Below are 14,065 nucleotides of genomic sequence, written 5' to 3' on the forward strand. Positions count from 1 at the left end.
AACCACAGACCAAATGTGGGAGCGGGCTTGCTCGCGATGGCGGCGGTACATTCGAGATGGGTGCTGGCTGACCCACCGCCTTCGCGAGCAAGCTCGCTCCCACAGGATAGGCTGCAACCTTGAGCTTGGTTGGAACCCCAGGCTTTTCAGAACAGGCTTTGCACCTGTTCCAGGACGCCGCGGTTCATCTGGCCGGTGTGGGTGTGCAGGCTCACATAGCTTTGCAGCATGTCGAGCTTGGTGTTGAGCAGGTCTCGGCGGGCCTGGAACACCCGCTGCTGTGCATCAAGAATATCCACCGTGGAACGCACTCCACCCTGAAAGCCTTTTTCCGTCGAGGTCAGGGCCCGCTGATTGGACTCCACCGCCCGCTGCATCGCCTTGCTCTTGGCGAACCCGGCCACGACGCCCAGATAATCGGCCTCGATGTCCTCGGCCAACTGTTGACGCTGCACATCGTAGTCGGACTGGGCACCGGCCAGTTGCGCTTCGGCCTTCGCCACCGAGGCACGTACCGCCCCGCCGCGATACAACGGAATATCCAGCTGCACCCCCACGTAATAAGAGTCCTGGCGCGGGTCGAGCTCCTGGTACTGAGGGCTTTCCCGTCGGGTTAGCTGGGTGGTCAGCGACACGGTCGGATAATGCCCGGCGCGCTGACTGTCAGCCTGCGCCTCGGCGACTTTCACCGCCGCCAGCCGGGATGCCAGATCGGGGCTGGCTTCACGGGCAATCGCCGTCCAGTACGGCAAATCCCGCTCCGGCGGTATCGGGCTACCGGTGGGCAGTTCTTCGCGCATCGGCTGGATGTCATCGATGGGCACGCTGGCGCGACCGGACAAGGCCCGCAACGCAGCCACGCGGCGGGCCTGGGCTTCAGCCTCCTGGGCGTCGACGAGATCGAGCCGCGCCTGGGCCTCATCAATATCGGTGATCGCGCCCTGGCCGCCCTGATAAAGCTTTTTGCTCTGCGTCACCAACCCATTGATGGCAGTCTTTTGCTGGGCGATCAACTTGATCTCGTTCTCGGCCCGAGCGACGTCGAAATAGCCTTTGGCAACCCGGTCGTACAGAGTCTGGCCGGCAACGTCGAATAGCTGGGTACCCAACTGCCCCCGCGCCTTGCCCTCCTGATACGCCGCCCAGCGCCCCTTGTCATAGAGCGGTTGTTGCGCCGCCAGGGTGACGCTGTTCGCCTGGTAGTCGTTACTGTTGACGTAACTGCTGTCGTCGCCGCCATCGATACGTCCACCGTAACCGTAGCGCGATGTCAGCGACACTTGCGGATAGAGGCCGCCGCGGCCAATCGCCTCTTCATGGCTGGAAGCATCAAAGGCATGGGCTGCCGATTGCACGGTCGGGTCATTGAGCCGCGAGGCGTCGTATGCAGCGGTCAGGTTCAGGCCTTCGCCGGCCCATACGGGATTGATCGCGGCCCAGTTGGCACACAAACCCAGCAGTACAGCGCAGCGATAGCGGCAACGGTCGGTCATGCTCATTCCTCTTTGAAGGCTGCAAGCAAGCGTTCGCGCAGTGGTTTCATCAGGTAATTCATCAAGGTGCGTTCCCCCGTCACCACCGTGACATCGGCGAGCATGCCGGGGCGCACCAGCAGGCCGGCGACCTGCAGCGAGGCGACGGTGTCGGCGGGAATTTCGACCTTGGCGGAAAAGTACGGCTGGTGCGTCTGTTCATCGATCAACTGGTCCGCCGACACCGTCGTCACCGTGCCGGTGACTGTCGGCGTATCCATCCGTTGCAGCGCGGTGAAATGCACATGCACCGGCAGCCCCGGGCGCAATTTATTGGCCATCAGCGGCTCGAAACGCGCGGTGATCGCCATCGGCGCATCCAGCGGCACCACCTGCATCAGGGTTTGGCCGGCCTGCGCAACGCCCCCGACCGTATGAATGCTCACGTCCATGACCTGCCCGGACACCGGCGCACGGATCGCACCGTTGTCGACTTCAAACTGCAAGGCATGAATCTGATCGGCATAACCTGCCGCCTCGGCAGAGACCTCGCTGAGCCGGGTTTCGGCATCGCGGCGAAATTCCTGCTGCGCCTGCAAGGCCTTGAGCCGGCTTTCGTTGATCGCCTGGCGGGTCCTGCCGACATCGCCCACCCCGGAGGCAATCTGCCCGGCCAATTGGGCTGCGTTGCGCTCGACCTCGAAGAGTTTGTTGCGCGGAACGTAGCCTTCACGGGCCAAATCGCGCAGGCCTTCCAGCTCCTGCTGCTGGAAGCGCATCTGCGCGTCGTAGTTGCGCTTGACGCCTTCGTAGCCAAGCAATTGCTGCTGCAACGCCGCGGCTTCGTGTTCGATGATCTGCAAGCGGCTGCCCAGCTCTGCGCGGCGAGTCAGAAACAACTGGCTCTGCAAGGCCATGGCCGCCTTGACCCGCGGCTCGTCGGCATGTCCCAGCAGTTCAGCGGGCCATTGGATCTCGGCTGAGCCCAGGCGCTCGGCAATCAACCGAGCCTCGACGCTGCGATCGTTGAGCAACTTGCCCAGGGTCACGTCCAGTTGCGACTGCGCCTGCACCGTGTTGAGCTGCACCAGCAACTGTCCCTGGGTGACGCGGTCGCCATCGCTGACCAGCAGCTTTTCCACCACCCCACCAACCAACGACTGCACAGCCTTGCGTTCGCCCGCCACCACCACGGTGCCGCTGCCTACGACACCCTGGTCGAGCGGCGCCAGGCAGGCCCAGAGCAGGAAGCCGCCCAGCGTCAGGACCAGGAAACCCACACCATAGCGTGCCGCCCCCCCGGCGTCGGTACTGGCACAGGGCAGCGTTGTGGCACCGCTCACGCTCAGCCCCTGCTCGCTGTATGTTTTTGCCCCAGGGGTCAGATCACGCATCTTCGCCAGCCTCCCTGACCGAGGCCGGTCTTGGCCCCGGCATCAATGCCTTGAGCACCCGATCCCGTGGACCGAATGCTTGTTGAGTGCCGTCCTTGAGCACCAGGATGTGATCGACCACAGCCAGCACATTGGGCCGGTGGGTAATCAGCACCACGGTGCTGCCAGCGGCCTTGAGCGCACTGATGGCCTGCACCAGCGCCAGCTCTCCGGCTTCATCGAGGTTGGAGTTGGGCTCATCGAGCACGATCAGCGACGGGAGCCCATAAAGCGCGCGAGCCAGGCCGAGGCGTTGCTTTTGCCCACCGGACAACCCAAGCCCGCCGGGGCCCAGCGGCGCGTCGTAACCCTTGGGGAACCTCAGGATCATCTCGTGAATGCCGGCGTGACGCCCGGCGGCGATGATCTTGTCGGCGTCCTGCTCGCCGAAGCGGGCAATGTTGTCGGCCACACTGCCGTCGAACAGCTCGATGTCCTGCGGCAGGTATCCAAGGTGCGGGCCCAGGGCGTCATGGGACCATTGACTGATCTCGGCGTCGTCCAGGCGCACCGACCCGCCCATGGCCGGCCATACCCCGACCAGCGCCCTGGCCAGCGTTGATTTACCACTGGCGCTGGGGCCGACGACGGCGAGCACATCACCTTTGACCAGGCTGAAATTGATGCCCCGCAGGATCGGTTGCGAGGCGCCGGGCGGGCCGACATACAACTGCTCCAGGCGCACCGCGCCGGTGGGCGGTGGCAAAGGCATGCGCAGGCGTTCGCGCGGATGCTGGGCAAGCAGTTGGCTCAGGCGCTGGTAGCTCTGGCGGCCGGAGTTGAATTGCTTCCACGAGCCAATGGCGATTTCCACGGGCGCCAGGGCACGCCCCAGCAGCAGCGACATCGCAATCATCATACCCGCCGACAATTGGCCTTCAAGCACCAGCAACGCCCCCAGGCCCAGGGCCAGCGACTGTCCGGAGATGCGCACGAAACGGGTCGTCGAAGTGATACGCGCGCTGCGATCGCTGGCATGGGCCTGGGCGGCAATGATGCGTTGCTGCAGCAGGCTCCAGCGCTGGCGCAACGGCCCGAGCATGCCCAGGGCCTGGATGACTTCGGCATTGTGTAACGTGCTGTTTACATAGCTCGACGACTGCACGCCCAGGCGATTGGCTTCGCCCAAGCGCGTGCGAGTCGCCAACTCGCCCCACAGCGCCAGGCCGATCAGCACCAGGGCCAGAACCAGCGTCAGCACGCCGAACCAGGGATGAAAGATGAACGCCACCAGCAGGAAGATTGGCAACCACGGCGCATCGAGCAAGGCAATCAGGCCCTGGCCGGTGATCAACTGCCGCAGCGTCGCCAGATCGGTGAGCACCTGCGCCGGGTTGGCGTTGTGCTCGCGCAGGCTGCGGGCGAAGGCGGCGTCGAAAATCCGCTCGCCCAAGGCATCGTCCAGCCCCGCGCTCATGCGAATCATCACCTCGCCGCGTACCCACTCGATCAGGGCGCTGAACATGAACAGTCCCAGGGCGATCAAGGTGAGCATGAACAAGGTGGTTTCGTTGCGGCTGGTGAGGACCCGGTCGTACACCTGCATCATGTAGAGCGACGGCACCAGCACCAGCAGGTTGATCACGCCACTGAACAGCGCCAGCGACCAGAACACCCGGCGATAGCTTAATAAAGCGGCATCAATGTCATGACGCGGATCGAGAAGCAAACCCATAAAATGTCGCTCGCAAAAGGAATAGTCGGTCCAGGACGCAATCCATCGCGGGCGTTTTGCCCTAAGGGGAGAAAACACTAAATGTAGCCTGACGTGCCGCTATCACAGACGGTCCTCGTCGCTACAGGCGCCAATTACTGACAACGCAACCACGGGTTAGTGCCGGTTCTACGGGCTGGGTTTTCATGCAGGTGACGGGCGGGGATGTTGCACAGCGCCACGATCGCTTGTCGCTCGACCTCGCTCCAAACTCACTTGGTCAGCCAAGATCCGCAAGCTGTAGTCAATTTATCCGGCAAAGGTTCTCTATTTCACCGAAATAGCTCTGGTCAGGTTTTGCTGCATATAGGCAAGGAAACGGCTCTGGAAGAGCATTGTGTGCTCGTGAGCTGCTTGCTCAGCCTCATCGGGATTGCGCGCAGCGATAGCATCGATAATCTGATCGTGGTCACGACCAAGGCGTACTGTCGTGCTTGCGGCGCTTATAATGTAATCGAAATGCAAGTGCGCAAGCCGTTGCCCTTCTCCCAATAGCTTCTCGTAGTAACTGACCTGACCACGGAAAATTAAGCCCCACGGGCACTTCTTGCAGTGACCACGCGAAACGCCGTGCTTGCGAAGCCCCCACTGCTCAAGCTTGGGTGGTGCAGTCCCTAGATCATCGGCGAGCTACTGACCACGCGCAGTGCCAATCCTTCATAGGCATCCAGCGTGATGGTGAATTCGCCCTCAGGTGTGAGATCGCCTTCGACCCGCTCATTGATAATGTCGACCACCGGCCCCGGGGCAATATTGGGCAGATGCAGGGTTTCGGTGATCGGTGTCGAGCCGAAATTCAGCGCGGTGATTTGTGTGCCTTTGCCAGCCGGTAATTCGTGGACCATGATCAGCAACCCCGGGTGCTGGACATCCGGAATCAGGATCTGGCGACTGGCCGCGATATCGTAGGATTGGCGAACAGCCAGGATTTTCTTCAGCTGCGAGGCAAACGAATCCGGGTCTTTCAATTGACTGTTCAGGCTGCCGTACAACGTTTTCGGGCGTGGCATGTGACCCGCCGAAAAAGGCGCGTCCGGATTGAGATCAACCAGGTCGTAGGCACCGCGATGAATCCAGCGCGTATCGCCGTCGAGCATCAAATGCGCGACCTGTTCTGCCGGCAATGGCAGTGCACCCACAAGGTCCCAGCCAGACAACGCGAACACGCCCGGTTGCATCGCGTTGTACATCACCAACAGCAAATGAATCTGGCGTATCTGTTGAATATCCGCGGGGGTAATCGCATCGAGGTCGCGAATGCCGAGCGCTGCCGTGATGATGCTGGCGGTGGTACAGGACACACCATTGGTGACAAATTTCAGGTTATAGGGGGCGTGCTCTCCGGCCAGGCGTTCGTACATCTGCTCGCGGATATGCTCGCGCAAGATGTTGCCGGGAAAAGTCTGGCCCTGGTAAAGGAAGGTGTCATGGGCGTGCAGGGTCCAGAAATGCACCAGCTCAAGGGTCAGTTCGTCATGGTTCTGCAAGGCATGGATCAGCGAGCCCGGATCGATGCCGAGGGTGTGCATCTGACGCAGCATCAACCGCAGGAATTCGCTATCGCCCATCAGCAACGCATGCTGGTAGGCGGGTCGGGTGATGAAGTCGTACGAGAGATCGGCACCGCCGTGGGACATGGCGGCGATATCATCGACGGTCAGGTTCAGTTCCTGAAAGCTGAAACCGCCGGCCTTGCGAATCGCACCGGCCAGCAACTGGTTACCGGTGATCGATAACGGATGGCTTTCAGACCAGGCGGTGCCGTCGAGTTTGCGTTCTACGCCGAGAAATCCGTTGGCGTCCAGACGCAGAATTTTCGCACCCATGACGTCGATGGCGTGCAGCGCGTCTCCGATGATCATCTGCTGCGCGGCGAAGGTCGGATCCAGCCAGTTCAACGACGGTTGCCCCTCCTTGAAGTAGTGCAGGTAAACCCAGCGTCGCGGCTTGCCATCGACGCCCACCACGATCGGCGTCGCGCTCCAATCGGTTTCCTTGATCCCTGGCTCGAAGAAGATCACCCGTTGTAGTTGGCCGACGATGTAATGCTTGTCTCGCAGAACGTCTACCTGCGGCGGACTGAGGTTCTGCGCATCGCGCCCCTCTGCAATATCGGGTAGCAGCGGCCAGTCCTCTTCGCGGATTTCCACCATGTGGTAGAGCCCCGGATAATCTTCATACGCCATCTCGGCCAAGCGAAAATCCGCGCCTTTGCCGGTATGAGACGGGATGACATCATCAATGATGACCGCATTGTGCGCGGCAGCCATGCGGGTCAGCGCCTGCAGCTGCGCCTCGGTGCCCAGTTGCGGGTCGATGTCGAAACTGATGCGGTCAAAATTGCCGTCAATCGTGGGAGTGTGTTGAATGCCCTTCAGGCCGCCAGACATTTTCAGCGGGCCATTGTGAATGGCCTGGATACCGATTCTCGACAGCGCGTGCCATAAGGTTTCATCACCCAAGGCCTCCAGCACAGTGCCATTTTCTCTGGTAACAATGGACGCCGGATACGCGGTGAACCACACCGAAGCCAGGGCCGAAGCATCTCGGGGCCGAGTATGAGCATAAGGTTGTTGCCATAATCGACCTTGCCCGGAGTAGAGTTTGGCCCGCTGCCTTGCGGCGTGCAGCATCGATTGCTCAACCAGCCATTCCACATGGTTCTTCTCAGCCACCGTCATAAAAACAATCACCTGTTGTCATAAGAAAACGCTCCCGGCCATCCCATTGGTACCTGCACCAATGACACCGCTCGTTTTTATATGAGGCCATGAAGTGGCATTCGTTGCATCGAATCAGGAGCAAGCGTGCGATCCTGCTCGATGCGCGTTTGATGGGCGTCACCCAACTGCGTGCACACCGACTCGACCTCCGACCGGCTATGCTCCAGGTTGATGCTGGTCACCGCCAGCAAGCTCAATTTGCACATGACCATCAGGACTGGGAATAAAATAGGTAGCAGACTAACGTTTACTGTACCCCGCTCTCATTGGCCTGCTAGGTTCGGGTTTCTGCAAAAAGATAGAGAGTGAATTCAAGATGAACGAAAAACCCAAACGGCCTCTGTACATTCCCTACTCCGGCCCTTCATTACTGGAAATGCCCTTGCTGAACAAGGGTAGCGCCTTCAGCTCCCAGGAGCGGATCGACTTCAACCTGCTCGGCCTGTTGCCGCAAACCACGGAAACCATCGAGGAGCAGGCAACCCGGGTTTACCGGCAATATGAACTGTGCACCAGCGATATCGACCGGCATGTCTTCCTGCGCGCTGTGCAGGACACTAACGAGACGCTGTTTTTCCGTCTGCTCGAAGATCACCTCGAAGAGATGCTGCCAATCATCTATACCCCGACCGTCGGCCAGGCCTGCCAGGAATTCTCCAGCATCTACCGCACCCATCGCGGACTGTTCATCGCCTACCCCGACCGCGATCGCATTGACGATATCTTGCACAGCGCCACCAAGGGCAACGTCAAAGTCATAGTGGTCACTGACAGTGAGCGCATCCTCGGGCTCGGCGATCAGGGCATCGGCGGCATGGGTATCCCGATCGGTAAATTGTCGCTGTACACCGCTTGTGGCGGCGTCAGCCCGGCCTACACCTTACCTGTGGTACTCGACGTCGGCACCAACAACCCTGACCTGCTGAATGACCCGATGTACATGGGCTGGCGCCATGAACGTGTCACCGGCGAACAGTACAACGAGTTCATCGAACTGTTCATCCAGGCCATCAAGCGTCGCTGGCCCAACGTGCTGCTACAGTTCGAGGATTTCGCCCAGACTAACGCCACCCCGCTGCTGGAGCGTTACAAGGACCAGATCTGCTGCTTCAACGATGATATCCAGGGCACCGCTGCCGTAGCCGTCGGCACCTTGATCGCCGCGTGCAAGGCCAAAGGCGAACGTCTGTCCGATCAGGTAGTGACCTTCGTCGGCGCAGGTTCAGCCGGCTGTGGGATTGCCGAGCAGATCGTCGCGGCGATGATGCTGGAAGGGCTGAGCGACAGCGAGGCTCGCCAGCGCATCTTCATGATCGACCGCTGGGGCCTGCTGACCGATGACATGGCCAACCTGCTGCCGTTTCAGCACAAGCTGGCGCAAAAGCGCAGCAGTATGCCGGCATGGGCTGCAGGCAATGGCGATTTAACCCTTCTGGATGTAGTTAACCACGCCAAGGCCAGCATTCTAGTGGGTGTATCGGCGCAACGCGGACTGTTCACCGAGCAAGTCATCCGGGCCCTGCATGCGGGCTGCTCCAAGCCGATCGTCATGCCGTTGTCCAACCCGACCTCCAGGATCGAGGCTACCCCCCAGGAAATCCTCACCTGGACTAATGGCGAGGCTCTGGTGGCCACCGGCAGCCCGTTTCCACCGGTCAGCCTGGGCGAGCGCAAGATTCAGATCGCCCAGTGCAATAATTCCTACATCTTCCCCGGTATCGGCCTGGGCGTCCTGGCGGTCATGGCCACCAGGATCACCGATGGCATGATCATGGCCGCTTCCAGAACCCTGGCCGACTGCTCGCCCCTACTCACCGGAGAGGGTGATGCGGTGTTGCCACCGTTGAGCGAGATACAGGCGGTGAGCAAGAAGATCGCCTTCGCCGTGGCCAAGCAGGCTCAGGAAGAAGGCAAGGCTTTGCAGATCAGTGACGAACGCCTGCACCAGTCGATCGAAAGCAACTTCTGGCAAGCGCGTTATCGGGATTATCGTCGTTCCTCGATCTGATGCTGTAACAATCGGTGGGAGCACGTTTTCGTGCTCCCACGCTGTCCGGGCAGACCCGCGCATCCTGTCGCACTGTTACGGAATATGAAAAATACCTTCTTATTTCATTAGCTAGCTATCGTTTTTTTCGATTGTTAGACTCCCTCGCCACCAGGGCTCATCCACTGGTGCTTTGTGTCCCGCAGCCCTGTTACGCCCTGATCGAGCGGTGCCTGCGTTACTCGTTGCGCCGACGTACAACGCCGATACGCCCAGGCTCAGCAGCGCCGCCTGCAACGCCAGGAACTGCAAGCGCGCTACGACTCGCTAAAAGTCGCCCAGGCTTGAACGCACGTGTATCCACGTGAACCGAACGGCCAGCCGATCGCAATCGATGCCACACCCCAAGGAACAACGCGCGTGAAACCATCATCACTGAGTCGTTACTCATGCTTCGTCTTTTGCTTCGTCTTTACCCTCGTTGGTCTGTGCCTGTTCGAGCGCATCGAGTGGCTCTGGCCCTTCACTCTGATCACCACGATACTGACGCTGATCGGTCTTAATGACCTTCATCAGACCCAACATTCGGTGCGTCGCAACTATCCCGTGATCGGTAACCTTCGTTACCTGATCGAGCATATCCGTCCAGAGATCCGCCAGTATCTGCTTGAAGGTGATGATGACGAACTGCCCTTCTCCCGCACCCAACGCTCGCTGGTCTATGCCCGCGCCAAGAACCAGAGCGCGGAGAAAGCCTTTGGCACCCTGAAGGATGTCTACAAACCCGGCTTTGAATTCATCGTTCACTCGATGCTGCCCAGCGAAGTGCTCGACCCCAAGGAATTCCGAATCATGGTCGGCGGTCCGCAGTGCCGTCAGCCTTACAGCGCTTCGATCTTTAACATCTCCGCCATGAGCTTCGGCGCCCTGAGCGCCAATGCCATACGCGCTCTGAACAAGGGAGCAAAACTGGGCGGCTTTGCCCATGACACCGGCGAAGGCAGCATCAGCCCCTATCACCGTGAATATGCGGGTGACCTGATCTGGGAACTGGGTAGTGGCTATTTTGGCTGTCGCGATCAGGACGGTCGGTTCGATCCCGAGCGTTTCTGCGCGCAGGCCCGCAATCCTCAGGTACGGATGATCGAGATCAAACTCAGCCAGGGTGCCAAGCCCGGGCACGGCGGTATTCTGCCCAAACATAAGGTCACTGCGGAAATCGCCGAGACCCGGGGCGTGAGCATGGGGCGCGACTGTGTGTCACCGGCTCGTCACAGCACCTTCTCTACACCGATCGAACTGCTGCAGTTCGTTCAAAAGCTACGTGAGCTGTCCAATGGCAAACCGGTAGGCTTCAAGCTGTGCATTGGCCAACCCTGGGAATTCATGGGGATCGCCAAGGCGATGCTAAAGACCGGAATCCTGCCTGACTTCATCGTGGTCGACGGTGCCGAGGGCGGCACAGGCGCCGCACCAAGGGAGTTCAGTGACAACATCGGCATGCCGCTGCGCGAAGGGTTGTTATTCGTGCACAACACGCTGGTCGGCCTGAACCTTAGAGACAACATCCGGTTGGGTGCCAGCGGCAAGATTGTCAGTGCCTTTGATATCGCCAGTGTGCTGGCGATCGGTGCGGACTGGGTCAACTCGGCGCGCGGCTTCATGTTTGCCATCGGCTGCATCCAGTCCCAAAGCTGCCACACCAACCAATGTCCGACCGGCGTCGCCACTCAGGATCCTTTGCGCCAGGGCGCACTGGTGGTCGAGGACAAAGCCACTCGGGTCTACAACTTCCACCGCAATACCCTGCTGACACTGGCCGAAATGCTCGCCTCGGCGGGTATCGAACATCCCTCGCAATTAACCCCCGAGCACTTGGTACGACGCATCAGCGACACGCAGATCCGTTTATTTTCCCAGACACACACCTTCCTCAAACCCGGCGAACTGCTCAATGGCCGCTGCACCAGCGAATTCTATTTGCGCATGTGGCACAGCGCCCGGGCCGATAAATTCGAGCGCAATGGCTCAGGCGCTGAGACCGTTGGCTACAGGACCGCCGTCGAGACTTGGGATACCGCTATGGCGTGAATTACCGTCATGACAGCTCTTCCTCTGGAACAGTTAGCGCTTGCTGATTGGCGTGTCTCTTTCAAGGCGCAGCCTATAGTTTCAGGGCATCCGCTGAGTGCCCCGCCCAGTATCTGGAATCGAGAATGTCTGAGCTTTCACGCTGAGCCCGATGCAGTACGCCGTTTTTTCGTTGAACAGGACAACCCCTCCGATGCTTGACCTTGCAGCCATTTTCATTGCGCTGACCAGCTTCCTCACCTACCTCAGCTACCGGTTCATCCGTCTGCCGCCGACCATCGGAGTCATGGTCGCTGCCCTGATTCTGTCGCTCATCGCGCTGGGCCTGACAGAGCTGGGCTATCCGGTGCTGGCAGTGGAAATGCAGGAATTCATCCGCCAGATCGATTTCTCCACCGTACTGATGACCTGGTTCCTGCCGGCGCTGCTGTTCGCCGGCTCGTTGCACGTCAACCTCGACGACCTGCGCAGCTACAAATGGCATATTGGCTTTCTGGCCACCATCGGCGTGCTGATCGCTACCTTCGTGGTCGCCGGGCTGGCCTATTACACCTTTGCCCTGCTCGGCTGGCAGGTCAGCGTCCTCTACTGCCTGCTGTTCGGCGCGCTGATTTCGCCCACCGACCCGATTGCGGTGATGGGCATTCTCAAGACCAGCGGTGCACCCAAGCCGCTGCAAACCACCATCGTCGGCGAGTCGCTGTTCAATGACGGCACCGCGGTGGTGGTGTTCAGCATCCTGCTCGGGGTGCTGATGCTCGGTCAGACCCCCACCGTGGGTGAAGTCAGCCTGCTGTTCCTCCAGGAAGCCGTGGGCGGCATCCTGCTGGGCATTGTTCTGGGGTATTGCGTGTTCTTCCTGCTGCGCAAGGTGGATGCGCACCAGCCGTCGATCATGCTGACCCTGGCCCTGGTATTCGGCGGCTCGGCGCTGGCGACCCGGCTGCATGTCTCGGCGCCCATCGTGATGGTGGTGGCGGGCCTGATCATCGGCAACCACGGACGCCGGCTGGCGATGAGCAACGAGACCCGGCGCTATGTGGATGGTTTCTGGGAAGTCATCGATGAAATCCTCAATGCCCTGCTGTTCGCCCTGATCGGTCTGGCACTGCTGGTCCTGCCGTTCGACTGGCTGCACGTGGCGGCGGCACTGCTGCTGGGTGGCGCGGTGTTGGCCTCGCGCCTGCTGACCGTCGGCCCGTGGATTCTGATGCTGCGTCATTTCCGGGGTCCGGACCGGCAGATCGCCCGCGGCACCGTGCGCATTCTGTGCTGGGGCGGGTTGCGCGGCGGGGTGTCGGTGGCGCTGGCGCTGGCCCTGCCACAGGGCGAGGAGCGCGATCTGCTGCTGACCCTGACCTACATCGTGGTGCTGGTCTCCATCCTGCTGCAGGGGCTGACCGTCGGCACCCTGGTCAACAAGCTGTACGGCAGCTCGCCGTCCAGACCCGCCGATCATTGAAAAAGCACCGCCGCCCGCAACGGGCGGCGGTCGAGTGTGATGGAGAAAGGCGATGTGGTGCTGTGCGACCCACTCACCTACCCAGGATTTTTACTGGCCGCACACAAACTGGAACTGGTCGTGGTTATCAAGGGTCTACCTGGCCCATCAATTCGGCGACCGATTCCGGGCGATTTGCATAGCGCTGCGCCAGCACCGCACAGACCATCAGCTGAATCTGGTGGAACAACATCAACGGCAGGATCAACACACCAATGGTGCTGCCGGCGAACAGCACCTGGGCCATCGGCACACCTGTCGCCAGGCTTTTCTTGGAACCACAGAAGAGGATGGTGATGCGGTCTTCCTGATTGAAGCCGAAGGCTTTGCCCAGTACGGTGGACGCCAGCAATACCAACGCCAGTACGATGCAGCAGACGACGACCAGTCCAGCCAGCTCCCATAGCGGAATCCGATGCCAGATACCTTCGATCACCGCCTCACTGAAAGCACCGTAGACCACTAACAGAATCGAGCCCTGATCAACGAACTTGAGCCAACTCTTGTTGCGCGCCACCCAGGCGCCGATCCAGCGCCGAGCGATCTGCCCGGCAACGAACGGCAGCAACAGTTGCACGCTGATCTTCAGCATCGCATCGAGCGTCGAGCCTCCATCACCCTGCACATTCAGCAGCAACGTCACCAGCAACGGCGTGAGAAAAATCCCGAACAGACTGGATGCCGCCGCACTGCAAATCGCCGCAGGAATGTTTCCACGAGCCAGAGAGGTGAACGCAATCGCCGACTGTACCGTCGCGGGAAGCGCACAGAGGTAGAGTATGCCCATATACAGGTCGTTGCCGATCATCGGTGACAGCAAAGGCTTGAGCGCCAGGCCGACAAGCGGGAACAGAACAAAGGTAAGGCCAAACACCAGCAAGTGCAGGCGCCAGTGGCCGGCACCGGCGATGATCGATTCGCGCGACAGTTTGGCGCCATGCAGAAAAAACAGCAGGGCAATGGCGATGTTGGTCAGCCAGCCAAAACCGACCGCTATCTGACCGCTGGCGGGCAGCAGGCTGGCGAGAATCACCACGCCGACCAGGGTCAGGGTGAAGTTGTCGGGCAAGAAACGAGGGCGAGTCATAAGATCAGCATCCGGGGTTGCCAAGAACGTTACGACAACTCTAACGTGCTTGCTGGC

General features: G+C 60.3%; 9 protein-coding genes. 3 read left to right on the forward strand and 6 right to left on the reverse strand.

Annotation, left to right across the window (positions count from 1 at the left end):
* Positions 1–146: 146 nt before the first annotated feature.
* The 5 genes from F8N21_RS10155 to treS all read right to left on the reverse strand — a co-directional run bounded on the left by F8N21_RS10155 (position 147) and on the right by treS (position 7,300).
* Positions 147–1,493, reverse strand: a complete 1,347-nt coding sequence (locus F8N21_RS10155) for a TolC family outer membrane protein (protein WP_150641992.1) — start codon at positions 1,491–1,493, stop codon at positions 147–149.
* A gap of 2 nt (positions 1,494–1,495) precedes the next feature.
* Positions 1,496–2,866 carry an HlyD family type I secretion periplasmic adaptor subunit gene (locus F8N21_RS10160; protein WP_150641993.1) on the reverse strand — a complete coding sequence of 457 codons (1,371 nt, stop codon included), beginning with the start codon at positions 2,864–2,866 and terminating at the stop codon, positions 1,496–1,498.
* Positions 2,859–4,580 carry a type I secretion system permease/ATPase gene (locus F8N21_RS10165; protein WP_150641994.1) on the reverse strand — a complete coding sequence of 574 codons (1,722 nt, stop codon included), beginning with the start codon at positions 4,578–4,580 and terminating at the stop codon, positions 2,859–2,861. The genes F8N21_RS10160 and F8N21_RS10165 overlap by 8 nt, the downstream gene beginning before the upstream one ends.
* A 306-nt stretch (positions 4,581–4,886) precedes the next feature.
* Positions 4,887–5,111, reverse strand: a complete 225-nt coding sequence (locus F8N21_RS10170) for an FCD domain-containing protein (RefSeq protein WP_318184133.1) — start codon at positions 5,109–5,111, stop codon at positions 4,887–4,889.
* Between the two features lie 122 nt (positions 5,112–5,233).
* Positions 5,234–7,300: a maltose alpha-D-glucosyltransferase gene (gene treS / locus F8N21_RS10175; RefSeq protein ID WP_150641995.1), complete on the reverse strand. Its 2,067-nt coding sequence runs from the start codon at positions 7,298–7,300 to the stop codon at positions 5,234–5,236.
* A gap of 358 nt (positions 7,301–7,658) precedes the next feature.
* Between treS and F8N21_RS10180 the strand changes: the two genes are divergently transcribed.
* The 3 genes from F8N21_RS10180 to F8N21_RS10190 all read left to right on the forward strand — a co-directional run bounded on the left by F8N21_RS10180 (position 7,659) and on the right by F8N21_RS10190 (position 12,882).
* Positions 7,659–9,350 (forward strand): NAD-dependent malic enzyme, encoded by a 1,692-nt coding sequence (locus F8N21_RS10180; RefSeq protein WP_150641996.1) that lies wholly within the window; start codon positions 7,659–7,661, stop codon positions 9,348–9,350.
* 399 nt (positions 9,351–9,749) lie between these two features.
* Positions 9,750–11,420: an FMN-binding glutamate synthase family protein gene (locus F8N21_RS10185; protein ID WP_150641997.1), complete on the forward strand. Its 1,671-nt coding sequence runs from the start codon at positions 9,750–9,752 to the stop codon at positions 11,418–11,420.
* A gap of 193 nt (positions 11,421–11,613) precedes the next feature.
* Entirely contained in the window at positions 11,614–12,882 is a 1,269-nt protein-coding gene (locus tag F8N21_RS10190) for a cation:proton antiporter (protein ID WP_150641998.1), read from the forward strand.
* A gap of 127 nt (positions 12,883–13,009) precedes the next feature.
* Here the strand turns inward: F8N21_RS10190 and F8N21_RS10195 are convergent, their stop codons facing one another.
* A complete protein-coding gene (locus F8N21_RS10195) occupies positions 13,010–14,008 on the reverse strand; it encodes a bile acid:sodium symporter family protein (RefSeq protein WP_150641999.1) in 999 nt (332 codons plus the stop codon).
* Positions 14,009–14,065: the final 57 nt, after the last annotated feature.

The organism is Pseudomonas fluorescens (assembly GCF_902497895.1).
GTDB classification, from domain to species: Bacteria; Pseudomonadota; Gammaproteobacteria; order Pseudomonadales; family Pseudomonadaceae; genus Aquipseudomonas; species Aquipseudomonas fluorescens_BP.